Here is a 22,650-nt window from a genome sequence, read left to right on the forward strand (position 1 = left end):
CAGGGTGACCGGGTCATGCGCCCGAGTGCCCGCCTCGTCCAGAACTCCTGCAATTTGCCGCGGGGCCGTTTCGGCTGAATCGGGCACATCGGTCAGAATTTGCAGCAGTTGCGCGCGCCAATCCGGGGCTGGCGCAGGAGAATCTCGGTCGGCGGTGGCTTCTACCCGCGGATTCAGGCACCGCCTGTGTCCAGTCCGTCGAGACCCGGAGGCACAGCCCAGCCCTCTTGCTCGGCGGTGCGATCAGCGTCTGTTCCGAGTCGACCTATACCGGCCGGTGCTCGGTCGCAGTCGAGCCACAGGCATCCGCCGTCACGCACGGCCATCGCGGCCCGCTGTGCATCGGTGAAGGGTCGTTCGTCGAGGCCGACGTTGACGATCTGACCGACGGTGTCGAACGTGGTGGCGCGGATGCCGGTTGCACCCAGGATCCGGTCGATTGTTTCCAGCGAGATCGGAACCGGGTTGCCCTCGATCTGCCCCGTGCGCGGCGGGTTCGGCCGGCCCGTGTTCGCCGTAGGCCTGCTTTTCGCAGGCGGCGATGCCGGCCTCGTCGAGCCCGTCACGCATCCGTCGCGTCCGTGTGAAGATCTAGTCGGCATTCAGCGACGACACCTCTGCCAGGAGGGCTTCGAGTGTCGCCGCGAGCCTCTCGATTGTCACGGCGGTATCGATCTGGCCGAGCCCCGCGGCGTCCGGGTCAAGGAGGCGGCGGGCGGAGGCTATTCGCTTCTGACCGGCCGGCGCCTCGGCGTCGGTAGGACCGCAAGGTCGGCACTCGAGGAGCCCAGGAGGGGCGTCGCCACCGGCTTGACCATCGGGGCGGGAAGGGGGAAGGCGGCCTCCCCGGGGATGACCCCGACGAAACCACCACCCACCGGGAGAGTGAAAAGCCCCTACGCGGCCACGCGATCCAGCCGTGCCACCCCGATCTTCGAGTCGGCCATGCCGTAGAACACGAACAGCTGCCCCGCGATCTCCTCGATCGCGGTCGGGAACACCACGTTCGGCACGATACCGCTGATTTCGTCGGGTGTCTCCGCCTGGAGCAGCGGCTCCGACGTGCGCTGAAGAACAATCGTCGGGTCGTCCGCATCCAGAATCATCGCGCCGGCCGCGTAGTTCACCTTCTGCTGCTGCGAGAACGCGCCGTCGATGGTTCCGGTGACGCCATGGTGCATCAGGAGCCAGCCCTCCGGCACCCGCAGCGGGGCCGGGCCGCCGCCGATCTTCAACTCCTCGAACGCGAACTCCGGCCCCGCGAGGAAGCGGTGCCCGCTCCAGAGTACGAGCTTGGTAATGTCGGCCAGCACATCCGCGACCGGCACGTAGCTGATCCAGATGCTCTGGCGAGTGTCGGTGACGCCCGCGGGAACACGGATGCCCTCACCCGGCTTGACCTCGTCCAGATCCCACATCGGCCGGTGCAGCACGGCGAAACTCTCGACGCCACCGGGTCCGGCGACGGGCTCCGGGAAGAACACGGTGTCCTTGTTGTGGAACAGGTTCAGGTCCATGTCCAGCGCGTCGTCGAAGGTGAACAGCGCCGGGCCGAGCCGGCGCCACTCGCGCAGGTCCGAAGACACGGCAACGGCCGTACGCGGGCCGAGCGGGCCGTATGCGACGTAGGTCATCACGTGCAGGCCCAGTCGGGGCACGAAGGTGATCCGGGGGTCTTCGACCCCGGCGTTGTTCGCTCCGCGCTCCCAGCCGCGGTCCGGCTCGAGTACCACGCCCTCGCGTTCGACGCCCGTGGGCACGCCGTCGGTGATGATGACCTTCGCGAGTCCGACGCGGGAGACGTTGCCGGTGGCGACCAGACGGGGGAGGAGATATAGCGTTCCGTCGGCGGAGTGCCCGGTGCCAGGGTTCAGCACGCCTTCGGCCTCGAGGTCGTTGCCCGGTTCGGGCGTCATGATGACGCCCATTCGGGTCAGGGTGTACGGGAATTCACTGGGGTTGGGCATTTCTAACCTTTCACGCCGGAGCCGATATTGTTCGACACGAAGTGTCGTTGGAAGAGGATGAACAGGATCACAGCAGGGCCGGCCAGGACGCAGGCCCCGGCGAGGACCGCCCCGAACGGGTTTGCCGCGGTGGCGGCGATGTTGCTGAGATAGTTGGCGAGTGATACGGCGAGCGGCTGGAGGGACGCCTCCTTGGTGATCAGGAACGGCCAGAGGAACTCGTTCCACGGACCGATGAAGGTCAGCAGTACGACGGTCAGCAGGGCCGGCCGCACGAGAGGTAAGGCGATTCGCCGCAGGATCCGCAGTTCGCCTGCGCCGTCGATGCGGGCGGCGTCGAACAGTTCCTTCGGAATCTGAAGGAAGTACTGCCGGAAGATGATCACGGCCGTCGAGTTGATGGCGAACGGCAGGATCATGCCCAGGTAGTTGTCGGCCAGCCCATAGTCCCGGGCGATCATCACGTAGAGCGGGATCATCAGCAGCTGGAACGGCACGACCTGTACGAGCAGGGCGAGAGCGAAGGTGACCCCACGTCCGCGCCACTGCAGCTGGGCGAGGGCGTAGCCCACCAGGACACCGAAAATCACGGTGCAGAGGATGACGCCACCGGTGAAGATCCCCGAGTTGAGCAACCCCTGAAGAAGGTTGATCCGGCTGTTGATGTCACCGTAGTTGTCGAGCGTCAGATTCGCGGGGTTCGGGAACGCGCCGGCGACGGTCGGGTCCGGTTCCTCCTGCAGCGAACCGATGACCATGTAATAGAACGGGAACAGGAACACGAGAGCCCCGACCGTGAGCACCACGCCCCGCAGGATATTCTGCCCGCGGCTCATGATTCGTCACCGCCCGCAAGCTTGCGCTGGATGAACGCGAGGATGAGAACTCCGATCACGAGGATGACGCCGATCGCAGCCGCCGTGTCGGGCGATCCCTGTTCGATCCCGCGCTGGTACATCATCAGCACGGGCGATGAGGACGCCCCGTTCGGACCGCCGCCGCCGGTGAGCAGGTACGGCTCCGTGAAAAGGTTGGCGCCGGTGACCGTCGAGAGCAGCATCACGAGCACGGTCGCCGGGCGCACACCCGGCACGGTGACGGAGAAGAAGCTGCGGATCTTGCCGGCGCCGTCCGTCGAAGCGGCCTCATAGAGCTCCTCCGAGACGTTTTGCAGGGCGGCCAGGTAGAGCAGGATGAAAAATCCGAGGCCCTTCCAGGTGACGAAGATCGCGATGGTGGGCATGGCCCAGTCCTCGTTGATCAGCCACGCCGGATTGGGGGCGAGTGGGCCGAGAATCTGGTTCACAAGGCCGTTGCCGCTGAACAGGAAGATCCAGACGCCGACGACCGCGACGCTCGCGGTCACATACGGCACGTAGTACGCCACGCGCAGGAAGGTGCGGAACCGCACGGCCTTGTTCAGGGCGGTGGCGAGCACGAGCGAGAGGATGACCGTGAGCGGCACGTTGATCAGCAGGAAGATCCCCACGTTGCCGAACGAACGGATGATGGCCGGGTCGGCCAGCACTTCCCGAAAATTGTCCAGGCCGACGAAGGGCCGGTCGACGTCGGCGCCGGGGGCGGCGAAGAAGTAGTCGTGGAACGACATCCAGAAGGCGAAGACCAGCGGATAGGCGAAGACCGCCAGTACGAAGACCAGGTACGGAGCGCTGAGCAGGAGGCCGAACGGATTCTTGCCCAGGAGGGGGCGTTTGCTCCGGCGGGGGCCCCCGCCGGGAGGAGTGGTGCTCCTCCCGGCGGCGGTCCGACTCGCGGTTGACTGAGACATCCGTTACGGCTTGGCGATCAGCGTGTTGATCTTCTCGGCGGCGGCATCAAGAGCGGCCAGCACGTCGCCCTCGCCGGTGATGACCGATTTCGTGTACGCGTCGCGGAAGGTCTGCCACATGGCAACCGAGCTGGGGACGTTGGGAACCTCGACCATGCGGGATGCCTGGTCGCCGAACTGCTCGTAGGCCGGGTTGGCCGCGAAGTACTCCGGGTACACCGTGGGGAGGTCCTCGCGGAGCGGCATCTGGCCGGTCAGCTCGAGGAGCTGTCCGTCCTGGTCCTCGCTGGTGGCGAACTTCAGCACGTCCCAGGCGGTGGCCTGATTCTCGCAGGCCGTGAACATTCCGACGTTCTTCGCGTCGCTGAACGTGTAGGTTTCCTCGGCCGGCGTGCCCTCGCTGGTGGGAACGGGGACCGCACCCCAGTTCACGGCGTCCTTGTAGACCGACACGGCCCACGGGCCGACGATGGACATCGCGGCCTGACCGTCGGCGAACGAGTCACCCTGATACTGCTCCTTGCCGGCGAGACCCTCGGCGTACAGGGTCTTCCAGAACTCCGCGACCTTCGCGCCGTCCTCGGTGTTGAAGGTGGCCGCGCTGTCTTCGACCAGCTGCGCTCCGCCGGTCTCGGCGGCGTACAGCGGGTAGAAGTCGAACCAGCTCTGGAAGAATTGGCTGGTCGGGGCCGGGTAAATTGCGTTCGGCGCGGCGCCGCTCTCGACGAGGGTGCGCGAGGTGGCGAGGAACTCGTCGTAGGTGGACAGCTGCGGGTTCTCGGCGTCGAGTCCGGCGGCGGCGAACATGTCCTTGTTGTAGAAGATCATCACGGGGTTGGACTTCCACGGCATCTGGAAGTACTTCCCGTCCGCGCCCTGATACTGCTCCGCCGTGTCGCCGCTGCGTGCCTCGATGTAGGCGGCGCCGTCCTCGAAGCCGGACAGGTCGACGAGACCACCCTGCTTCTCGAACTGCGGTACCGCCACCGGGGCCGTGTTGAACACGAGGCAGGGGGCGTTGCCGGCTGTGATGGCTGCGCCGATGACTTCCTCGCTGCTCTTGCCTGCCGGGATCTCCTGAGCCTTCACCGTCTCATCCGGGTTTTCGGCGTTCCAGGCTTCCACCATCTGCTTGCCCCAGGCGATCTCGGTCTCGTTGTTCGAGTACCAGATCGTGATCGGCCCCCGACTGGTGGCCGTGTCGCCTGTCGTTCCCCCGGACGCGCAGGCGCTCAGTGCCAGGGCCACGGTGGCGGATGCCGCCGTGACGGTGAGAATCCGCCTGGCCATTCCATTGCTGTGCATGTGTTGCTCCATTTCTCAAAACCCGCAGCAGCTTTGCTGCGGTAATCTTGTGTGTTCGCTGTGTTCGCTGTGTTCGCTGTGTTCGCTGTGTTCGCTGTGTACGAGCCGTTCCTTGTCAGGTCCCGCTTCTGCGTCAGCTGCTCGGTGTCAGCCGCGGGACGGTGCGGTCGAACCGCGGATCACGAGCCGGGCCGCCGGGAGATCCACGTCGTTCGCCGAGCCGTTCTCCATCAGGGCCAGCAGCGTGCTTGCCGCCGCGCGGCCCCACACCATCGGTGCGGCGCTGACGGTCGTCAGGGGCGGGTAGACGTAACGGCAGAAGTCGATGTCGTCGTAGCCCGTGATCGAGAGATCGTCGGGAACCCGCACGCCCAGTTCGTGCGCCATACCCAGGCCGGCGATGGCCATCGGGTCGTTGGCGTAGACGATCGCCGTCGGGGGCGTGTCCTGGGTCAGCAGGCGCCGGGTGGCGTCCGATCCGGCCGCGACGGAGAAATCGGTCTCCACGGTCTGCCCCTCCGGCAGGCCTGCCTCGCGCAGGGCGCTGGTGAAGGCCCCGCTCCGGCGGCTGCCGTGCAGCAGGGTCGAGCTACCCGCGACGTGCGCGATGCGCCGGTGGCCGAGGGCGACGAGGTGGGCAACGGATGCCATCACGCCCGGTGTGTCGTCCACGGTCACCGCGGGAAAAGGGCTGGGTCCGTCGGGGCGCCCGAGCGTGACCGCCGGCAGGCCGAGGCCGGCGAGGAGCGGGATGCGCGGATCGCCGTGCCGGAGGTCGCTGAGGAAGACTCCGTCGACGCGGCCGTCGGCCACGAGTGAGCGGTAGGTCCTCAGCTCCGTCTCTTCGTCGGGAACGACGCTGAGCACCAGCGCGCGACCCTCCGGCGCGAGGATGCTCTCGACGCCCGCGATGAAGGAGGGAAAGAACGGGTCGGACGCGAGCACGTCCGGGTTGCGGGCGATGACCAGGCCGAGGGCGTAGGACCGCTGGGTGGAGAGCGATCGGGCGCGGAGCGAGGGCTTCCAGCCCAGCTCCTTGGCGACCTGCAGAATGCGCACCCGGGTCTCGGGCGCGACGCCGGGGCGGTTGTTGAGGGCGAAGGAGACGAGGCCTTTACTGACGCCGGCCCGCTTCGCGACCACCTCGATGGTGACTTTCGGGGGATTCGCGGCAGACTTCGCGCTGGACTTGCCGCTGGTCTTTGCGCGGGGGTTAGCCGTGGTGCCGGCAGGAATGATCACAGGCATGTTCACTGGGCCTCCTCGTATACAGCCGACCAAACCTGAACCGGTTTAGAAAGGCTATACCGGTTTAGTTCCCCCCGTCAAGGTGCCCTCGTCGATTGATCGCCTGTCGATTGAACGCAGGCCGAGGGAGGCCTAGATTGTGTGCAAATGGACTGGTTCGGGGCCGGAGACTACGAGATCGCGCGGCAGGTGCTGCAGCGCGGGGTGGCAGCCTGCTACCTGATCGCCTTCGTCTCGGCACTCAACCAGTTTCCCGTGCTCCTCGGCGACCACGGCCTGCTTCCGGTGGCCCGGTTCGTCGCCCACGTGCGGTTTCGCGAGTCGCCCAGCGTCTTCCACTGGCATTACTCCGACCGGATGCTCCGCGTCCTGGCCTGGGCCGGCGCCGCCGTGGCGGCGGCCCTCGCGGCCGGGCTGCCGCAGCTCGGGCCACCCTGGCTACCGATGGTCGCCTTCCTCCTGCTCTTCGTGGGGTACCTCTCGATCGTCAATGTCGGCCAAACTTTCTACTCCTTCGGCTGGGAGAGCCTGCTGCTCGAGGCCGGTTTCGTCGTGGCTTTCCTCGGCTCCGATCAGGTGGCCCCACCCATTTTCGTGATCCTGTTCTGTCGCTGGCTGCTCTTCCGGCTGGAATTCGGCGCCGGGCTGATCAAGATCCGCGGCGGCCGGGAGTGGCGGGACCTGACCGCGCTGTACTACCACCACGAGACCCAGCCGATGCCGAACCCGCTCAGCTGGTTCGCGCACCACCTGCCCCGGTGGTTCCACCGTGGTGAGGTCATCGGCAACCACTTCGCGCAGTTGGTCGTGCCGTTCTTCCTGTTCGCACCTCAGCCCGTCGCATCCGTCGCGGCCCTGATCGTGATGTTGAGCCAGTTCTGGCTGGTGCTCACCGGCAACTTCGCCTGGCTGAACTGGATCACCATCGTGCTGGCCTTCTCCGCCGTCGACGACGTCACGCTCCGCGCATTGCTGCCGTGGTTGCGGACCGAGACGGCGTCGCCGGATGACCCGCTCTGGTTCGTGATCGTGGTCAGCTTGGCCACGGTCCTGCTCGTCATACTCAGCTACTGGCCGCTGCGCAACCTGTTCGCCCGCCGGCAGCTGATGAACGCGAGCTTCAACCGCTACCACCTGGTGAACGCCTACGGAGCCTTCGGCACGGTCACCCGTCAGCGCCACGAGGTGGTCATCGAGGGCAGCGACGCCGCCGACCCGGCCGACGAAACGGGCTGGCGCGCCTACGAGTTCCGCGGAAAGCCCGGCGACCCCGAGCACCGGCCCCGCCAATTCGCGCCGTACCACCTGCGGCTGGACTGGCTGATGTGGTTCCTGGCCCTCGGCGCACGCGACACCCGGTGGTTCGAGATGTTCCTGGCCCGCCTCCTCGAGGGCGACCGGCCCATGCTCCGGATGCTGCGGGTCAACCCGTTCCCGCAGGCCCCGCCCCGCTACGTGCGCGCCCGGGTCTACCGCTACCGCTTCTCCACCCCTACCGAACGCCGTGAGACCGGCGAGTGGTGGGTCAGGTCGGAGGTCGGACTGCTCGTGGCCCCGATCACCCTGTCCTGGAGGTCCCGTGCCTGACGTCACTGTGGTCGAAGCCGGTCCCAACGGGCTGGCGGCGGGGCGCCGCGCTCTCCGGCCCGTGCCGCTCCCGCCGCCTCACCACTTCGACGGAGATTTTAGGGAAAAAGCCGGTTTCCGGGCTGTTCTGTCCCGTTTCGGACACAATCTCCGTCGAATTCGTTCGGGCGGCGCCCGGGAGCGCGTGCTGGATGCCCGGACCGCGCGAGAGCTGCCCATCCGGCGGCACTTGCGGCCGCCTCCGGAGACCCGGTCAGGGTGGAGCCCCGCCTCGGGCATGATTCCTGCAATTCGCCGACGGAGGCCGTGTTGGGCCCGGAAGTCGGGGGACTCCGATGGCACCGGCACGGAGTCATGCGCGCACGTCGGCGGCTAGAACTGGCCCACGGAGTCATGCGCGCACGTCGGCGGCTAGAACTGGCCCACGGATGTCGGGACGCACCCCGGCTACTCGTCGTCGGGGTCCGGCGGCAACGCCTCGGGCGCCCGGAGTCTGTCGATCTCGCGGCGTTCGCGCTTGGTGGGACGGCCGGCGCCGCGGTCCCGCATCGGGAGCAGCGCCACCTCCTCACGCGGGGGCGGCGGGGGAGTCGTGTCGATGAAGCACTCCGCCGCGACCGGTGCGCTGACCCGCTTGACCATGATCTTCGACACGACCAGGATGCGGTCGAAACCGCTGATCCGCACCCGCACCTCGTCGCCGATCCGCACGGTCTGCGCGGATTTGGCCCGCTCGCCGTTCACCTTCACATGGCCGGCCCGGCAGGCAGCCGTGGCCTGGGAACGGGTCTTGAACATCCGCACGGCCCAGGTCCAGCTGTCGACGCGGGCGGAGTTCAACGGTTCCATCCCTCGACTCTACGGCCCGCAGGCGGGACGGGTCAGCAGGCTAGAACGGCCCGAGCATCACCCAGGCGATCAGCAGCATGGTCACCAGGAAGCCGGTCAGGAAGTTCAGCCAGAGAAAACGCTTCCAGCCGGCGTTCGCGGTCTCGGCCTGCTCGTCAGAGACCGACCGGAACGGCCAGGCCGCCAGAATGTAGGGCACTGCGAGTACCGAGGCCAGCAGTCCGGGCCAGCCGGTGAACAGCATGAGCACCCCGGCCAGGGCCCAGAACGTGAGTGCCAGACGAACGGTGCGCGCCGCGCCGAGCGCGGTCGCGATCGAGGAGATGCCGCCCTCCCGGTCCGGCACGACATCCTGCACAGCGCCGAACGCGTGGCTGGCCATGCCCCAGAGGAAGAAGGCCGCGAGCAGGGCCACCAGGCTGGGCGTCACGACGGCGCCGGCCACAGCGAGACCGTAGACGGCGGGGCTGACGAAGTGCGTGCTCGAGGTGATCGAGTCCACGATCGGGCGTTCCTTGAACCGCAGTCCGGGAACGGAGTACGCGGCCACGGCGAATAGGCTCACGGCCAGGATGAACCACGACCACGGATGCTCCGGGCCGGCCAGCACGAGCATCGCAACCAGTATGGGCACGGCCGTCACGATCCCGGAGACGAGCACCGTGCGGTGCAGACCCGGGTCGAGCATGGCTCCCTCGATCCCGCCCTTGCGCGGGTTGCGCAGGTCGGACTCGTAGTCGAAGACATCGTTGATGCCGTACATCAGCAGGTTGTAGGGGATCAGGAAGAAGAGGGTGCCCACGACCAGCAGGGCGTCCACCCGGCCGGTCGTCACGACATACGCGGCGGCGAACGGGAATGCCGTGTTGATCCAGCTCAGCGGCCTCGACGAGAGCAGGACCTGCCGGGTCTTCCAGAACGGCGGGGTGCGGGTCTCAGTCATTCGGTTTTCTTTCCAGCAGGGCCCAGAGCGCGGGCAGCAGGAGCGCTGCCCCAACGGGGTAGGCGAAGTCTTCGATCGGGGCCAGGCCGATCCGCAGCCCGAAGATGCGCGTCGGGTCGTAGTCGACCAGTCCGACCCCGATCATAATGCTGTCGAAAACGGCCGTGAGCACGAGCACGGCGGCGAGGGCGATTCCGGCGGCGATGATGCGGCTCCGGGAGAGCCGGCCGCGGCGCACGGCCACGAGGAACACGGCCGCGGCGAGCACGAGGAAGACGGTGTTCAAGAGCAGGTACGTCATCCGTCGCTCCCGTCATCGAGGCCGGCCCGGCCGGCACGTGCGGCCCGGGTGGCGAGCAGTAGGTGCGCCCCCTGCACGGCGTTCATGGTGAGGTAGCAGAGAAAGGTGAGGAAGAAGAATTCCTCCACGGGCAGTTCCGGGGCTAACACCAGGCCCGTCATCAGGGTCGTCTCGCCGCGGTAGAAGATGCCCAGGCCGATGCCGAACAGGTCCCAGACCAGGAAGTATACGAGCCCGGCGCCGAGCACGACGGCTGCCCGCCCCGGGCTCCGCCAGAAGAAGAGCCGGAAGCGATGGTCGAGGAGAACCATCGCCCCCAGGCTCATGAGCAGCGTCAGCAGATACGCGAACGTCACCGTGATACCAGAATCACGGTGCTACCGGAGTCACTGGGCTTCCGGCAACGGTGTGCGCACGGAGTTCGGCAGCGGTTCCGCCAGTGGTCCCGTGGACGTGTCGCCGTTGATGCGCTTCAGGAGAATCTCGGCGCTGATCAGACACATCGGCAGACCGATGCCCGGAATCGTGGTTCCGCCGGCGTAGTACAGGCCGTCGACCTTCGCCGAGGCGTTCGAGCCGCGGAGGAACGCGCTCTGCCGCAGGGTGTGCGCCGGGCCGAGGGCCCCGCCCCGCCAGGAGTTGAGGTCGTCGGCGAAGTCGCCGGGCCCCACGGTGCGCCGCACCACGATCCGCTCGGCGAGGTCGGGGATGCCGGCCCAGGCGCTGAGCTGCGCGATGGTGTCGTCGGCGATCTTCTCGATCGCGGCCGAGCCCTGGCCGTTGATGCCGCCGCGGCCGAGGCCCGGGTCAGCGGGAATCGGCACCAGCAGGAACATGTTCGTGTGGCCGTCGGGGGCGACGCCCGGGTCGGTGGCACTGGGCATGCAGGCATAGAAGGAGGCCGGGGAGGGCACGCTGGTCGTCTTGCCGAAGATGCGGCCGAAGTTCTCGGCCCAGTCCTTCGTGAAGAACAGGCTGTGGTGAGCCAGCGTGGGCAGGTCTCCCTTGATGCCGAGCAGCACGAGCACGGCGCCCGGACCGGAGACGCGCTTCTGCCACCAGCGCTCCGGGTAGGTCTGCGCGGATGCCGGCAGCAGCTCGGTCTCCGTGTGGTGCAGGTCGGCGGCCGAGACGATCGCGTCGGCGTCGAGGGTGACCATGGTGCCGTCGACAGTGCGGTAGCTGACGCCGGCGACGGCGGTCGAGGCGCCTGGGGTGGTGTGGATGGCGGTGACGGTCGCCTCGGTGATCACGGTCACGCCCTGCGCCTTCGCGAGGTCCGCGATGCTGTCGATCAGCCGGGTGAACCCGCCCTGCGGGTAGAGCACGCCGTCGGCCATGTCGAGGTGGCTCATCAGGTGGTACATCGACGGAGTCTGGTCGGGGGAGGAGCCGAGGAACACGGCCGGATAGCCGAGGATCTGGCGAAGCCGGTGGTCCTTCACATAGCCGGCCACGAACTTGTCCAGCGGCTGCAGCAGCAGCCGGGCCAGCCGGCCCAGCCGCTTCAGGACATCCGGCACCAGCAGCGGCTTGAAGGAGGCGAAGCTCGTGTACAGGAACCGTCTGACGGCCATGTCGTACGTCTCTTTTGCCGAGTCGAGGTAGCGGTCGAGGGCGGCGCCCGCACCGGGTTCGAGGCTTTCGAACAGACGGATGTTGTCGGCCCGCTCGGCCGCGATGTCCACCGGCTCCTTCATGCCCTCGAAGAACACCCGGTAGCCCGGGTCGAGGCGGGTCAGCTCGAGCTGCTCCGCGGAGGACGTGCCGAACAAACGGTAGAAGTGGTCGAACACCTGTGGCATCAGGTACCACGACGGCCCCGTCTCGAACCGGAACCCGTCGACCTCCCAGTAGCCGGCACGGCCGCCGAGGGTGGCGTGCTTCTCCAGCAGGGTGACCTGGTGGCCGTCGCGCGCCAGCAGGGCGGCGCTGGCCAGCCCGGCGATGCCGCCGCCGATGACGACGGTGTGCGTGGCGGGGGTGCTCAACGCTTCCACGCTCCCGGTCCGAACGATGCGGTGAGTGCAATCATGATTTTCTCCGGATCCGGCACCCGTACCCGGGCGCTCATCAATGCTCGTGCGGGGGTGGCTCGCAGCTTCGCCGACAGGCGGGCGAAGAGGTGGTGTGCGGCGGTGACCGCGCGGCGGCTCCCCACCGGGAGCATGGGCAACACGCGGGCGGCCGCTTCGAGGTCGGCGTCCATGTCGTCGAGGAGTTCGTTCTTCTGTTCCTCGGTCATGGTCAGCAGGTTCACGCCGGGAAAGTAGTTGCGGCCGAGAGCGTCCCGGTCGGCCGCGAGGTCGCGCAGGAAGTTGACCTTTTGGAAGGCCGCGCCGAGGCTCCGGGCGCCGGTCTCCAGCACCTGAAGCTCGTCCGTGGTGCGGGGCGTGTCCTGCACGAAGCAGCGCAGACACATCAGCCCGACCACCTCGGCCGAACCGTAGATGTACTCGGCCACGCCCGCCGCGTCGAACGGCGACGGGTCGAGGTCCCGGCGCATCGAGGCGAAGAAGGGTGCGGTCAGGCTGGTGTCGATTCCGGCTTCCCCGGCGGTCGCCGCGAAAGCGTGCACGACCAGGTTGGTGCTGAAGCCCGACCCCATCGCCTGAGCGGTCTCCCGTTCGAGGGCGTCCAGCAGGTCGCGCTGGCCGGCCACGCTCACGCCGGCCTGGCTGGCGGCGCCGTCCACGATCTCGTCGGCAACCCGCACCAGGGCGTAGATGGTGCGCACCTGGCTGCGCACGCGCGGCTCGAGGAGCCGGGCGGCGAGGCCGAACGAGGTGGAGTAGTGGCCGATGACCGTGGCGGAGCTGGCGCGGGCTGCGGCGTTGTACTTCGCGATGCCGGTGTGGGCGGCGGGGCGGTCGCGGTTCATCGGCTGCGATTCACGGCCGTGGCGGCCAGGGTGGTGAGCATCTCGCGCAGGGGGTCCGGCACGGCGGCGGTGTCGAGCGCGGCCACGGCGCGATTGAGGTGGTCGGTGGCCAGTTCATCCGCTGCCTGCAGGGCGCCGCAGGCCCGCAGCAGGTCGCGCGCGGTTGCCGCCTCCACCTCGGTGAGGTCGGCCTTGCCGATGTATGGAGCGATCTCGGGCCAGCCGGTCGTGGTGCCGGCGTGGGCGATCAGGGTGGTCTGCTTGCCCTCCCGGAGGTCGGTGAGCACGCTCTTCCCGGTCTTCTCGGGGTCGCCGAACACGCCGAGGATGTCGTCGGTCAGCTGGAAGGCCACGCCGATCAGGCGGCCGTAGGCGCCGAGCACGCCGATCACCTCGTCTGAGCCGCCGGCCAGGATGGCTCCGGCCTGCAGAGGAGCCTCGAACGAGTAGACCGCGGTCTTCTGCTCCAGGGTGGAGACGACCTGGGCCACTGTAAGCGGATGCTTTGAGGCGGCGTTGGTGACGTCGGCCAGTTCCCCGGCGGCCGAGATGAACACGGCGCGGTCGAGGAGATCCAGCAGTCGGCCGCGCAGTTCGAGCTCGACCGGCAGCATCGCGAGGGCGCGGTGGGCTTCGCTCAGTGCGAGGTCGCCGGCCAGGATCGCGGCCGTCGCGGCCCACGCCCCGGCCTGGTCGCCGGCGCCGTGGGAGAGGGCCCGTTCGGCGAACCGCCCGGCGATGTTGGCCACGCCGCGGCGGGCGAGATCGTGGTCGATCACGTCGTCGTGGATCACGAAGGCAGTGTGCAGCAGCTCGAAGCTGACCGCGACCGGGGTGGCCAGGGTGAGATCGGTGCCGCCGAGGCCGGTGAACGCAGCCAGGACCAGCGCCGGGCGAACGCGTTTGCCGCCGCTGCTGGCCTGCTCGAGGGAGTCCCAGAGCGCGACATAGTGATCTCCGTAGTCACTGGCCCGCAGGCGGGCGGCAGCGAAGAAACGCTGCAACTCCGTCCCCACCCCGAGTGTCTGGATTTCATGCATTGAAGCTGGTCAATTCCTTGAGCTGCAGCCCCAGCCAGGGGCTGAAGGCCCACGGGGAGTCCCGCACCGAGCGCTGCAGGGCGGCCGGCTCGACCCAGGCGAACTCCATGACCTCGTCCGGGTTGGGCACGGGGTCGGCGGTGGCCCGGGCCAGGTAGACGGGGCAGATCTCGTTCTCGACGATCCCGCTGCTGTCGACGGCACGGTAGCGGAAGTCCGGCAGGGTGACGGTGAGGTTCGCAATCCGGAGTCCGAGCTCGAATAGCGCACGTCGTTCGATGGCGGCCTGGAACTCCTCGCCCGGCAGCGGGTGTCCGCAGAAGGAGTTGGTCCAGACGCCCGGCCAGGTCTTCTTCGACAGGGCACGCCGGGTGACGAGAACCTCGCCGGCCGGGTTGAGCACGTGGCAGGAGAAAGCGAGGTGAAGCGCGGTGTCCGTATCGTGAACGCTGAGCTTCGGGGCCGTGCCGATTTCGCGGCCGGACTCGTCCAGCAGGACCACGAGTTCTTCAAGCACTTCGACCGGCCGCATTAGCCATCCCTTCGGGTGATTCAGTCAAGATACTCGAAAAAGTACCTAACCTTATTAGCTAAATTCGAGGCTATCACGGGGCCCTGTCCGAACCGTTCAAAACGGGTGGTCCGGAGGCCTGTCGGGGAGCGTTCGGGAGGCCCGGACGGCAGCGGTCGGCCGAGCGCTTAAACTCGGGGGGTGCCCACCCCCGCTGCAGACCATGTCCATGCCCTTCTCGCCTCGTACGAGGACTTCCCGCAAGCGGGCATCCTCTTCCGAGACCTCAACCCGGTGTTTGCCGACGCCGCAGCTTTCCGGGCGCTGATCGATGAGCTCGCCGGCCGGTTCCGGGGTGAGTTCGACGCGGTGGCCGGCATCGAGGCTCGCGGGTTCCTGCTGGCCGCGGCGATCGGCTACGCGGCGGATGTCGCCGTGCTCGCCGTGCGTAAGGGCGGCAAACTTCCCGGAGCGGTGCTGAGCGAGGAGTACGACCTCGAATACGGCTCGGCCTGCCTCGAGCTCGAGATCGGTCAGCTCGCGCCGGGCGCCCGAGTGCTGGTCGTCGATGACGTGCTGGCCACCGGCGGCACGATCGCCGCGACCTCCCGGCTGGTCGAGCGCGCCGGCTACCGCCTGACCGGAGTGGGCGTCGTGCTCGAACTGACCGAACTCGTCGGCCGAACCCGCCTCGGCGACGCCCCCATTCACGCCATCGTCGCCCTGTAGCCTGCCCTCGCGGCGCACCCTGCGGAAGCCGGCACACGTTCTATCCTGTTGCCACCCTCCACCACTTGCGCCGCGAGTCGCGTATCCGCCGGAACACGGTGCGTTCTCACGGGACCGTGGCGCATGCTTGAGCCATGAGAACAAACGGCGACAGGTGGGTGTATGGGCCTGACGGCCGCAAATTCTGGGGTCTCTACGGCGCGGCCGGACTGCTTGTGCACCACGAGGAATTCGGGGTTCTGCTGCAGCACCGTGCGCTCTGGAGCCACGAGGGCGACACCTGGGGGCTTCCCGGAGGGGCGCGTCACCAGCACGAGAGCGCCCTCGAGGCGGCCCTGCGGGAGGCCGGCGAGGAGGCCGGCGTGCCCCCGGATCTGGTCTCTGTGTGGTTCAGCTCCGTGCTCGACCTCGGTTTCTGGTCGTACACGACCGTAGTGGTGCGGGCCACAGAGCGTTTTGAGCCCGTGATCAGCGACCAGGAGAGCATCGCGCTGCGCTGGGTGCCGACCCATCAGGTCGACGCGCTGCCGCTGCATCCGGGTTTCGCCGCCAGCTGGCCGGCCCTGCGCGCCCGCCTCGGCGGTTGAGCCTGCCGAAACCCCGGTCAGCGGCCCTCTACTCCCGCACCACCTCGCCCGGTGACTTGTCCGGCCGCCGGCCGCGCCAGACCGGGTGGCGCAGCCGCCCCGCCCCGGTCCACTCGGAGAATTCAACCTCGCCCACCAGTACCGGGCTCACCCATCGCGCATCGCGGGCGTCGGCGGCCGGGATGCCGGTGAAGGGGTTGTCCCTCGCCGCGATCGCATCCAGTCGCGCCCGCAGATCGTCGAGGTCCACGTCCCGGAACCCGGAGCCCACCCGGCCGATGTAAATCAGCGCATCGCCGTCCGGGATCCCCAGCAGCAGCGAGCCCACGGTGTCCTGTCGGCGCCCGTTGCCCGGACGCCACCCGCCGATCACCGCGTCCTGGGCGCGATGGTGCTTGACCTTGATCCACGACCGGGACCGCCGACCGGCCTCGTAGCGTCCCTCCCGGGTCTTGGCGACGATCCCCTCGAGGCCGAGGGCGCTGCTCGCCGCGACTGCGCGGGCGGGGGCGCCCATGAAGACCGGCGGCACCTGCACCGCACCAGCACCAGCACCGGCGACAACCTCCTCGAGCACCCGGCGCCGCGCCGTGTACGCCAGATCGAGCAGCGGCTCACCGTCGCGCTCGAGCACGTCGAAGACCAGGAACCGCACCGGGGTGGTTGCCGCCGCCGCCTCGATCTGCCGGCGATCGGTCAGCCCCAGCCGCGTCTGCAGCAGGCCGAAGTCGGGCCGCCCGCCGGCGCCGGGGGCGACGATCTCCCCGTCGAGTACCGCCGAGCCGGCGGACACCGCCGCCGGCAATGCCCGCACCAGTTCGGGGTACGCGTGCGTGACGTCGTTGCCGTTGCGGGTGAACAGGCGCACGGCCTGCTCCGGATCGTCGACCGTGACGTACGCGAGCGCACGGATGCCGTCCCACTTCATCTCGTAGGTCCAGGCGTCGTCCTCGGGCAGGTCGGCGATCGAACCGAGAGTCGCCAGCATGGGCTTGTATCGCGGGCGGTCCGCGGACCCGCCGCCCGCCCGGCCCGAGCCGGCGGCCGCATCCGCCCCGGCACCGGTCCCGGTCCCGACGTATCCGCCACCCACGTATCGGCCACCCACATCGCCGGCCCGCCGGGCCGGTTTCGTCTTCATCAGGTGGATCAGCCAGTTCCGGTCTGCCCCGCCCGTGCTTTCCGTGCGGATCAGTGCGAAGCGCCGCGTGCCGCCGAGCCCGCCGCCCGGTTCGCCGTGCAGCACGGCGATCACCTCCTCGTCCCGCCACTTCTCCAGGTCGTAGCGGCCCTGGTCCCAGATGCTCACGGTGCCGGCCCCGTATTCGCCGGTCGGAATCTCGCCCTGGAACGCGCCGTATTCGAGCGGATGGTCCTCGGTGCGCACGGCGAGCCGGTTCTTGGCCGGATCGGTCGGCACGCCGCGCGGCAGCGCCCACGACGCCAGCACCCCGTCATGCTCGAGTCGGAAATCGAAGTGCAGGTTGCGGGCGTGGTGCTCCTGGATGACGAACGACCGCCCGGCCGAAGCCGCCGGCGCACCCGTCGGCATCGGCTCCGGTGTGCGGGAGGCGTCTCGTTTTCCGAGATAGACGGCGAGCGCGCCCGCGCCTTGCCCGGCACCGGTGGCACCGGTATCCGTGGCGCCCCGGCCGGTATGTGCCTCGAGCAGGCCGGCCAGCGGGTCCCCGCTGCGCTGCACCCGGTGCATCGCCTGCTTGTAGTCGACCTGTGCGAGCCCGGGGGAGGCCAGCTCCCGCCACGTGCGCGGCATGGCCACCATCGGATGCAGCGTCCCGCGCAGCGAATACGGGGCGATGGTCGTCTTGCTTGCGCTGTTCTGGCTCCAGTCGATGAAGACCCGGCCCGGCCGCAGCGCCTTCTTCATATCGCTGACGATGAGGTCCGGATGGTCCGCCTCGAGCGCCCGGGCCAGCTCGCGGGCCACCTGGGAGACCTGGTCCGAGGTGTGCGTGAGGTCCAGCGGGGCGTAGAGGTGGATGCCCTTCGACCCACTGGTGACCGGCAGCGGGTCCAGGCCCATGTCCCGCAGGATGGCCCGAGCCAGTCGGGCGACCTCCGCGCACTCGTCGAGGGTGACGCCGTCCCCCGGGTCGAGGTCGAGCACGAGCCGGTCGGGGTTGCGCGGGGTCCCGCCGCGGCCGAACTGCCACTGCGGGACGTGGATTTCCAGGGCCGAGATCTGCGCCAGCCAGGTCAACGTCGCCAGGTCGTTGACCAGCGGGTACTCGTTCGTATGGTTCGAATGCGCGATTGTCCGGCGCTTCACCCAGCTCGGCGTCGACTGGTCCAGGTTCTTCTGAAAGAAGACGTGTCCGGGTTCGTCTCGGGTGCCCACGCCGTGCACCCACCTCTTCCGGGTCGCCGCCCGGTTCGCGATGTGCGGGATCATCAGGTCGGCGATGGACGCGTAGTAGCCGAGAACGTCAGCCTTCGTGGTCCCCGACTCGGGGTAGAGCACCTTGTCGAGGTGGGTGAGCGTGATGCGGTGGCCGCCGACGGTGACGACCTGGCGGGAGTCCAGGGAGTCCGGCCTCGCGTTCATGGCACCAGCATGCTCTCGCGGCCACACTGCGCCTAGTCCCTTTCGCGCTCCAGGTGTCTACTGGAGGGATGAGATCCATTTGGAAGGGCGCGATCACCTTTGGACTGGTCAATGTGCCCGTCAAGGTCTATAGCGCCACCGAGGACCACGACGTCGCCCTGCATCAGGTGCACGATGCCGACGGCGGGCGCATCCGCTACCAGCGACGATGCGAGCGCTGCGGCCGGGTCGTCGACTACGCGCACATCGACAAGGCCTGGGACAGCGGCGACAAGACGGTCGTCATCACCGACGAGGATCTGCGCACGCTGCCGGCCGAGAGAGGCCGCGAGATCGAGGTCGTCGAGTTCGTGCCGAGCGAGCAACTCGACCCGATCATGTTCGAGCGCAGTTACTTCCTCGAACCCTCCGGCTCGCCCAAGGCCTACGTCCTCCTGCGGCGGGCGCTCGAAGCGACCGACCGCACGGCTATCGTGCGGTTCGCCCTGCGGCAGAAGACCCGCCTCGGTGCCCTCCGGGTGCGCGGGGACGTGCTGTTGCTGCAGTCGCTGCTCTGGGGCGACGAGGTGCGGGCCGTCGACTTCCCGGTACTCGGGGAATCCGTGCGTATCTCCGCCCAGGAGCTGGAGCTCTCGGCCGCGCTGGTCGACTCCTTCGCCGCCGACTTCTCGCCGCAGGACTTCCGCGACGACTACCAGGACCAGCTCCGGGAACTGCTCGAGGCGAAGCTCGCCGCGGGCGACGCCGTCGACACCGATCTCACGTTCGGGCGGGAACCCGGAACGGACGTGGAGGGGGAGGGAGAGGTCCTCGACCTGATGGAGGCACTCCGGCGCAGCGTGGAACGCGGCCGCAGCCGCAGCCAGACGGAGCAGGACGCACCGGAGAGGCCCGACAAGCGCGCCGACAAGGCGCGAAAACGGGCATCGGGACAGTGATGGAGCCGCAATCCGGTTCGCCCGCCGCGTCGGTAGACTCGGGGATTGTGACAGGGGCAGAGGGAAGCGGCGTCAGCTCGAAAGTGATCACCCTGCCCAATCTGCTCAGCATGCTGCGCCTGGCGCTGGTGCCGGTCTTCCTGGTCCTGCTGGTTCGGGGAGAGGATGCCTGGGCGCTCCTGGTCCTGGCGGTCGCCAGCCTCACCGACTTCCTCGACGGCTACCTGGCCCGTCGGTTCCGCCAGATCACCCGTCTCGGCCAGCTCCTCGACCCGGCCGCCGACCGGCTGTACATTTTCGCGGCCCTGGTGGGACTGGCCTGGCGTGACCTGGTGCCCTGGTGGATCGTCCTGGTCATCGTGGGGCGGGACGTGTTCCTGCTCGGTCTCGGGGTCATCCTCGCGAACTTCGGATTCGGGCCGCTGCCCGTGCATCAGCTCGGCAAGGTCGCCACTTTCTGCCTGTTCTACGCCCTGCCGATGATCATGCTGGGGGAAGCCTTCCCCGCGGTGTCCTGGTGGTCGCTCCCGGTGGGCTGGGCCTTCGGCATCTGGGGAGCGTTTCTTTACTGGTGGGCGGGCATAATCTACGCCGTCGAGACAGCCAGGGTGATTCGCATTCCGCGGGCAATTCGACCCATTCCATCCGATACGCTGGAGAGGTAGGAGGTGCACGGTGATTGATTCCAAAAAGACGAATGAACCCCAGCGCAAAGCAGCGCCCGATAACTATTCCAACACCGACACGACGATGACGTTCGGGCAGGAATTCGCTGCCCAGCTGGCGTCGCTCGACGGCGATGTCACGGCCGAGGAGCAGGAAGCCATCGCGGCTCTCCCGTCCGGATCGGCTCTGCTCATTGTTCGGCGGGGCCCGAACTCCGGCGCCCGGTTCCTGTTGGACGCGGACGTCACGACGGTGGGTCGTCATCCCCATGCGGACATCTTCCTCGATGACGTCACGGTCTCCCGTCGGCACGCTGAGTTCCTGCGCCGCGGAACCAAGTTCGACGTGAAAGACCTGGTGTCCCTCAACGGAACCTATTTCGACGGGGTCCGTATCGATACCGCCATGCTTCACGACGGCGCCGAAGTCCAGGTCGGCAAGTTCCGGCTGACGTTCTACGCCTCGCGGCACGACCTCAAGCTTCTGGCGAGCGAGTAGTGCCCGCGTCCGCCGCCCAAGCCAGAGCGCCGGGCGCGACGTCACTGCTCAGCATCGGACAGGTGCTTGCCCGGCTCACGCCGGAGTTCCCGGACCTCACCCCCTCGAAGCTCCGGTTTCTGGAGGAACAGCGACTGGTGGCCCCGGCGCGCACGGAATCCGGCTACCGCAAGTTCTGCGCCGGCGACCTGGACCGGCTTCGCCTGGTTCTGTCCATGCAGCGCGATCACTACCTTCCACTGAAGGTCATCCGGGGCTACCTGGACGACCTCGACGCGGGCCTCTCGCCGACTCTGCCGGGCGGAGTGACGCCCGGACCGTCGATGCTGACGAACGCCCGCCGGCTGGACCGCGACGAGCTGCTGCGTGAAGCCGGTGCATCCGCGATGCTGCTGCACGACGCCGTCTCCGCGTCGATCATCCTGCCGGCCGATTTCTACGGCGACGATGCCCTCAGCGTGCTGCGGGCCCTGGTCGAGCTGCAGCGCAGCGGCATCGAGCCGCGCCACCTGCGCGGCTTCCGCGGCGCGGCCGAACGCGAGCTCGGCCTGATCGAGAGCGCCTTGGTGCCGCTCTCGCGTCGCAAAGACGCCTCGAGCCGGGCGAAGGCGGCCGAGATGGCGGTCGAGATCGCCGGCCAGCTCGAAGTGATCCGCGGCAGCCTGATCCGTTCGGCTCTGGGGCGCCTGACCAAGTAGACGTGTCCGACACGCCGATTTTCTCGACCGGATGTCGTTGATCAGAACGGTCCCCGTCGGTAGCGTAGACGGAGCGACCATCCGTATCGCAGATCCATCCCCCGAGAGGCCATCGTATGAGCGAGCTGAATCAGCGTGACGATGCCTCGCGCTACGGTCTCGGCCTTCTCTTCACCGACGGGATGCCCGAGCTCGACGACAACTCCGGCTACCGTGGCGCCGTGGCGGCCCGGGCCGCCGGGATCAGCTACCGTCAACTCGACTACTGGGCTCGCACCGAGCTGGTCCAGCCCACCGTTCGCGGCGCTGCCGGCTCCGGTTCCCAGCGTCTCTACGGTTTCCGAGACATCCTGGTTCTGAAACTGGTCAAGCGGCTCCTCGACACCGGCATCTCCCTGCAGCAGATCCGCACCGCCGTGAACCAGTTGCGTGAGTCGGGGGTCAGCGACCTTGCCCAGACCACTCTGATGAGCGACGGCGCCAGTGTCTACCTGTGCACCTCCGACGATGAGGTCATCGACCTCGTCAGCCGGGGTCAGGGAGTGTTCGGCATCGCCGTGGGCAAGGTGCTCCGCGAGGTGGAGACGAGCCTGGTCGAACTGGAAACCCTTCCGGTCGACCCGTCGGACGAGTTGTCCGTGCGCCGCGGAAACCGCAAAGTCTCCTAGGGGCTGCCGGCGTCCCGCCGTGAGCCGTCGTAGCTGTCAGCCGGCGCGCCTCTCGGCCGTCGGCTAGCGCTGTTCGGCGTACTCGCCGATGCGGGCCGTGCGAAGCACGCGTTCGAGAAGTTGGTCGAAATAGCGCGCCATCTCTTGGGCGCTGTCGCCGGGCCACGTGTGCAGGGGCTTCGCCGCGCCCTGCGCCTGCTGCAGGGAGGTGCGCTCCGGCAGCTGGGGGCTGAGGACGAGCGGCCCGAACATGTCGCGCAGCTCCTTGATCCGGAACTGGTGCTCGAGCGACGCCACTCGGGCACGGTTGACGATGATGCCGAGCGGCTGCAGCCGGGGGCTCAGTCCGCGGCGGATCTCCTCGATCGCCCGGAGCGCGCGGTCGGCCGCGGCGACGGAGAACAGGCCGGGTTCGGTGACCACGGCGACCCGGTCGCTGGCCGCCCACGCCGTGCGGGTGAGGGCGTTCAGGGACGGCGCGCAGTCGATCAGAACCAGGTCGTAGTCTTTTTCGACTGTCGAGAGCGCCTCTTCCAGCTTCCAGATGTCACGGATGCTGGGGTGCGGCCCGTCGAAATTGATGGCCGACGGGCTGCCGATCATCACGTCGATGGTGCCGGGGCGGCCGCGCGTCCAGCCGCTGGGAACGATGGCCGCGCGCACGACCTTCTCCTTGGGAGAGGCGAGCACATCGGCGATGTTGAGGTGGCCGGTGACCTCGATATCCATGCCGGTTGAAACATCCGACTGCGGATCAATGTCCACAACCAGGGTTCGCACGCCGCGGGCGAAGGCAGCAGACGCCAGACCCAGGGTCACTGTGGTCTTTCCTACTCCTCCCTTGAGGGAGCTAACGCTTAGTACGTGCACAAGTAGATA

24 protein-coding genes are annotated in these 22,650 nt (G+C 68.2%); 8 read left to right on the forward strand and 16 right to left on the reverse strand.

Annotation, left to right across the window (positions count from 1 at the left end):
• Positions 1-173: 173 nt before the first annotated feature.
• The 6 genes from E3O67_RS03100 to E3O67_RS03125 form a co-directional block, all read right to left on the reverse strand.
• Positions 174-566 carry a hypothetical protein gene (locus E3O67_RS03100; protein WP_135101839.1) on the reverse strand — a complete coding sequence of 131 codons (393 nt, stop codon included), beginning with the start codon at positions 564-566 and terminating at the stop codon, positions 174-176.
• A 330-nt stretch (positions 567-896) separates the two neighbouring features.
• Positions 897-1,967, reverse strand: coding sequence for a glycosidase (locus E3O67_RS03105; RefSeq protein WP_198417210.1), 1,071 nt, complete (start codon positions 1,965-1,967; stop codon positions 897-899).
• A gap of 2 nt (positions 1,968-1,969) precedes the next feature.
• Entirely contained in the window at positions 1,970-2,803 is an 834-nt protein-coding gene (locus tag E3O67_RS03110; protein ID WP_134432381.1) for a carbohydrate ABC transporter permease, read from the reverse strand.
• Positions 2,800-3,756, reverse strand: coding sequence for a carbohydrate ABC transporter permease (locus E3O67_RS03115; RefSeq protein ID WP_135101840.1), 957 nt, complete (start codon positions 3,754-3,756; stop codon positions 2,800-2,802). The genes E3O67_RS03110 and E3O67_RS03115 overlap by 4 nt, the downstream gene beginning before the upstream one ends.
• Positions 3,757-3,759: 3 nt before the next feature.
• The gene (locus E3O67_RS03120) at positions 3,760-5,046 is read right to left on the reverse strand and encodes an ABC transporter substrate-binding protein (protein ID WP_135101858.1); all 1,287 of its coding nucleotides are present in this window, start codon (positions 5,044-5,046) and stop codon (positions 3,760-3,762) included.
• A 162-nt stretch (positions 5,047-5,208) separates the two neighbouring features.
• The gene (locus tag E3O67_RS03125) at positions 5,209-6,309 is read right to left on the reverse strand and encodes a LacI family DNA-binding transcriptional regulator (RefSeq protein ID WP_134432377.1); all 1,101 of its coding nucleotides are present in this window, start codon (positions 6,307-6,309) and stop codon (positions 5,209-5,211) included.
• Positions 6,310-6,456: 147 nt separating this feature from the next.
• On the opposite strand from E3O67_RS03125, the gene E3O67_RS03130 reads away from it, so the two are divergent.
• A complete protein-coding gene (locus E3O67_RS03130) occupies positions 6,457-7,896 on the forward strand; it encodes a lipase maturation factor family protein (RefSeq protein WP_135101842.1) in 1,440 nt (479 codons plus the stop codon).
• A 447-nt stretch (positions 7,897-8,343) separates the two neighbouring features.
• Here E3O67_RS03130 and E3O67_RS03135 read toward each other — a convergent pair whose 3' ends face one another.
• From E3O67_RS03135 to idi, 8 genes are read right to left on the reverse strand one after another with little or no spacing between them, the layout of a single operon-like run.
• Complete coding sequence (locus E3O67_RS03135) at positions 8,344-8,745, reverse strand: RNA-binding S4 domain-containing protein (RefSeq protein ID WP_134432373.1); 402 nt, start codon at positions 8,743-8,745, stop codon at positions 8,344-8,346.
• 40 nt (positions 8,746-8,785) lie between these two features.
• Entirely contained in the window at positions 8,786-9,688 is a 903-nt protein-coding gene (locus tag E3O67_RS03140; protein ID WP_135101844.1) for a prenyltransferase, read from the reverse strand.
• A complete protein-coding gene (locus E3O67_RS03145; RefSeq protein WP_134432369.1) occupies positions 9,681-9,989 on the reverse strand; it encodes a lycopene cyclase domain-containing protein in 309 nt (102 codons plus the stop codon). Before E3O67_RS03145 ends, E3O67_RS03140 begins: the two co-directional genes overlap by 8 nt.
• Positions 9,986-10,345: a lycopene cyclase domain-containing protein gene (locus tag E3O67_RS03150; RefSeq protein WP_134432367.1), complete on the reverse strand. Its 360-nt coding sequence runs from the start codon at positions 10,343-10,345 to the stop codon at positions 9,986-9,988. The genes E3O67_RS03145 and E3O67_RS03150 overlap by 4 nt, the downstream gene beginning before the upstream one ends.
• A 30-nt stretch (positions 10,346-10,375) precedes the next feature.
• Positions 10,376-11,980, reverse strand: coding sequence for a phytoene desaturase family protein (gene crtI, locus E3O67_RS03155; protein ID WP_135101846.1), 1,605 nt, complete (start codon positions 11,978-11,980; stop codon positions 10,376-10,378).
• On the reverse strand, positions 11,977-12,870 hold the full coding sequence (locus E3O67_RS03160) for a squalene/phytoene synthase family protein (protein ID WP_135101848.1): 894 nt from the start codon (positions 12,868-12,870) through the stop codon (positions 11,977-11,979). Before E3O67_RS03160 ends, crtI begins: the two co-directional genes overlap by 4 nt.
• The gene (locus E3O67_RS03165) at positions 12,867-13,910 is read right to left on the reverse strand and encodes a polyprenyl synthetase family protein (protein ID WP_135101850.1); all 1,044 of its coding nucleotides are present in this window, start codon (positions 13,908-13,910) and stop codon (positions 12,867-12,869) included. Before E3O67_RS03165 ends, E3O67_RS03160 begins: the two co-directional genes overlap by 4 nt.
• Positions 13,903-14,442, reverse strand: a complete 540-nt coding sequence (idi, locus tag E3O67_RS03170) for an isopentenyl-diphosphate Delta-isomerase (protein ID WP_134432359.1) — start codon at positions 14,440-14,442, stop codon at positions 13,903-13,905. The genes E3O67_RS03165 and idi overlap by 8 nt, the downstream gene beginning before the upstream one ends.
• Positions 14,443-14,622: 180 nt before the next feature.
• Here idi and E3O67_RS03175 point away from each other — a divergent pair, with 180 nt between their 5' ends.
• Both E3O67_RS03175 and E3O67_RS03180 read left to right on the forward strand, forming a co-directional pair.
• The gene (locus E3O67_RS03175; RefSeq protein WP_134432357.1) at positions 14,623-15,150 is read left to right on the forward strand and encodes an adenine phosphoribosyltransferase; all 528 of its coding nucleotides are present in this window, start codon (positions 14,623-14,625) and stop codon (positions 15,148-15,150) included.
• Between the two features lie 134 nt (positions 15,151-15,284).
• Positions 15,285-15,737, forward strand: a complete 453-nt coding sequence (locus E3O67_RS03180) for an NUDIX domain-containing protein (protein WP_135101852.1) — start codon at positions 15,285-15,287, stop codon at positions 15,735-15,737.
• 28 nt (positions 15,738-15,765) lie between these two features.
• Here E3O67_RS03180 and E3O67_RS03185 read toward each other — a convergent pair whose 3' ends face one another.
• Entirely contained in the window at positions 15,766-18,303 is a 2,538-nt protein-coding gene (locus tag E3O67_RS03185; RefSeq protein WP_135101854.1) for an ATP-dependent DNA ligase, read from the reverse strand.
• Positions 18,304-18,371: 68 nt separating this feature from the next.
• Between E3O67_RS03185 and E3O67_RS03190 the strand changes: the two genes are divergently transcribed.
• The 5 genes from E3O67_RS03190 to E3O67_RS03210 all read left to right on the forward strand — a co-directional run bounded on the left by E3O67_RS03190 (position 18,372) and on the right by E3O67_RS03210 (position 21,771).
• On the forward strand, positions 18,372-19,241 hold the full coding sequence (locus E3O67_RS03190; protein ID WP_134432351.1) for a Ku protein: 870 nt from the start codon (positions 18,372-18,374) through the stop codon (positions 19,239-19,241).
• 47 nt (positions 19,242-19,288) lie between these two features.
• Entirely contained in the window at positions 19,289-19,906 is a 618-nt protein-coding gene (locus E3O67_RS03195) for a CDP-alcohol phosphatidyltransferase family protein (protein ID WP_255575485.1), read from the forward strand.
• Between the two features lie 85 nt (positions 19,907-19,991).
• Entirely contained in the window at positions 19,992-20,405 is a 414-nt protein-coding gene (locus tag E3O67_RS03200) for an FHA domain-containing protein (protein ID WP_134432441.1), read from the forward strand.
• On the forward strand, positions 20,405-21,103 hold the full coding sequence (locus tag E3O67_RS03205; RefSeq protein ID WP_134432347.1) for a MerR family transcriptional regulator: 699 nt from the start codon (positions 20,405-20,407) through the stop codon (positions 21,101-21,103). Before E3O67_RS03200 ends, E3O67_RS03205 begins: the two co-directional genes overlap by 1 nt.
• A gap of 116 nt (positions 21,104-21,219) precedes the next feature.
• Positions 21,220-21,771: a MerR family transcriptional regulator gene (locus E3O67_RS03210; RefSeq protein ID WP_134432345.1), complete on the forward strand. Its 552-nt coding sequence runs from the start codon at positions 21,220-21,222 to the stop codon at positions 21,769-21,771.
• A 63-nt stretch (positions 21,772-21,834) separates the two neighbouring features.
• On the opposite strand, the gene E3O67_RS03215 is transcribed toward E3O67_RS03210, so the two are convergent.
• Positions 21,835-22,641 carry a ParA family protein gene (locus E3O67_RS03215; protein ID WP_134364122.1) on the reverse strand — a complete coding sequence of 269 codons (807 nt, stop codon included), beginning with the start codon at positions 22,639-22,641 and terminating at the stop codon, positions 21,835-21,837.
• Between the last annotated feature and the right edge of the window lie 9 nt (positions 22,642-22,650).

Source organism: Cryobacterium sp. TMT3-29-2, from assembly GCF_004564305.1.
Classification (GTDB): Bacteria; Actinomycetota; Actinomycetes; order Actinomycetales; family Microbacteriaceae; genus Cryobacterium; species Cryobacterium sinapicolor.

Excerpts from the sequence above, each read along its gene's own strand:
- E3O67_RS03140 (WP_135101844.1), bottom strand. The coding sequence starts at position 9,688 with ATGACTGAGACCCGCACCCCGCCGTTCTGGAAGACCCGGCAGGTCCTG.
- E3O67_RS03185 (WP_135101854.1), bottom strand. The coding sequence starts at position 18,303 with ATGAACGCGAGGCCGGACTCCCTGGACTCCCGCCAGGTCGTCACCGTC.
- E3O67_RS03145 (WP_134432369.1), bottom strand. The coding sequence starts at position 9,989 with ATGACGTACCTGCTCTTGAACACCGTCTTCCTCGTGCTCGCCGCGGCC.
- E3O67_RS03125 (WP_134432377.1), bottom strand. The coding sequence starts at position 6,309 with ATGCCTGTGATCATTCCTGCCGGCACCACGGCTAACCCCCGCGCAAAG.
- E3O67_RS03190 (WP_134432351.1), top strand. The coding sequence starts at position 18,372 with ATGAGATCCATTTGGAAGGGCGCGATCACCTTTGGACTGGTCAATGTG.
- E3O67_RS03105 (WP_198417210.1), bottom strand. The coding sequence starts at position 1,967 with ATGCCCAACCCCAGTGAATTCCCGTACACCCTGACCCGAATGGGCGTC.
- E3O67_RS03110 (WP_134432381.1), bottom strand. The coding sequence starts at position 2,803 with ATGAGCCGCGGGCAGAATATCCTGCGGGGCGTGGTGCTCACGGTCGGG.
- idi (WP_134432359.1), bottom strand. The coding sequence starts at position 14,442 with ATGCGGCCGGTCGAAGTGCTTGAAGAACTCGTGGTCCTGCTGGACGAG.
- E3O67_RS03135 (WP_134432373.1), bottom strand. The coding sequence starts at position 8,745 with ATGGAACCGTTGAACTCCGCCCGCGTCGACAGCTGGACCTGGGCCGTG.
- E3O67_RS03130 (WP_135101842.1), top strand. The coding sequence starts at position 6,457 with ATGGACTGGTTCGGGGCCGGAGACTACGAGATCGCGCGGCAGGTGCTG.
- E3O67_RS03120 (WP_135101858.1), bottom strand. The coding sequence starts at position 5,046 with ATGGCCAGGCGGATTCTCACCGTCACGGCGGCATCCGCCACCGTGGCC.
- E3O67_RS03115 (WP_135101840.1), bottom strand. The coding sequence starts at position 3,756 with ATGTCTCAGTCAACCGCGAGTCGGACCGCCGCCGGGAGGAGCACCACT.
- E3O67_RS03165 (WP_135101850.1), bottom strand. The coding sequence starts at position 13,910 with ATGCATGAAATCCAGACACTCGGGGTGGGGACGGAGTTGCAGCGTTTC.
- E3O67_RS03200 (WP_134432441.1), top strand. The coding sequence starts at position 19,992 with ATGACGTTCGGGCAGGAATTCGCTGCCCAGCTGGCGTCGCTCGACGGC.
- E3O67_RS03160 (WP_135101848.1), bottom strand. The coding sequence starts at position 12,870 with ATGAACCGCGACCGCCCCGCCGCCCACACCGGCATCGCGAAGTACAAC.
- E3O67_RS03180 (WP_135101852.1), top strand. The coding sequence starts at position 15,285 with ATGAGAACAAACGGCGACAGGTGGGTGTATGGGCCTGACGGCCGCAAA.
- E3O67_RS03210 (WP_134432345.1), top strand. The coding sequence starts at position 21,220 with ATGAGCGAGCTGAATCAGCGTGACGATGCCTCGCGCTACGGTCTCGGC.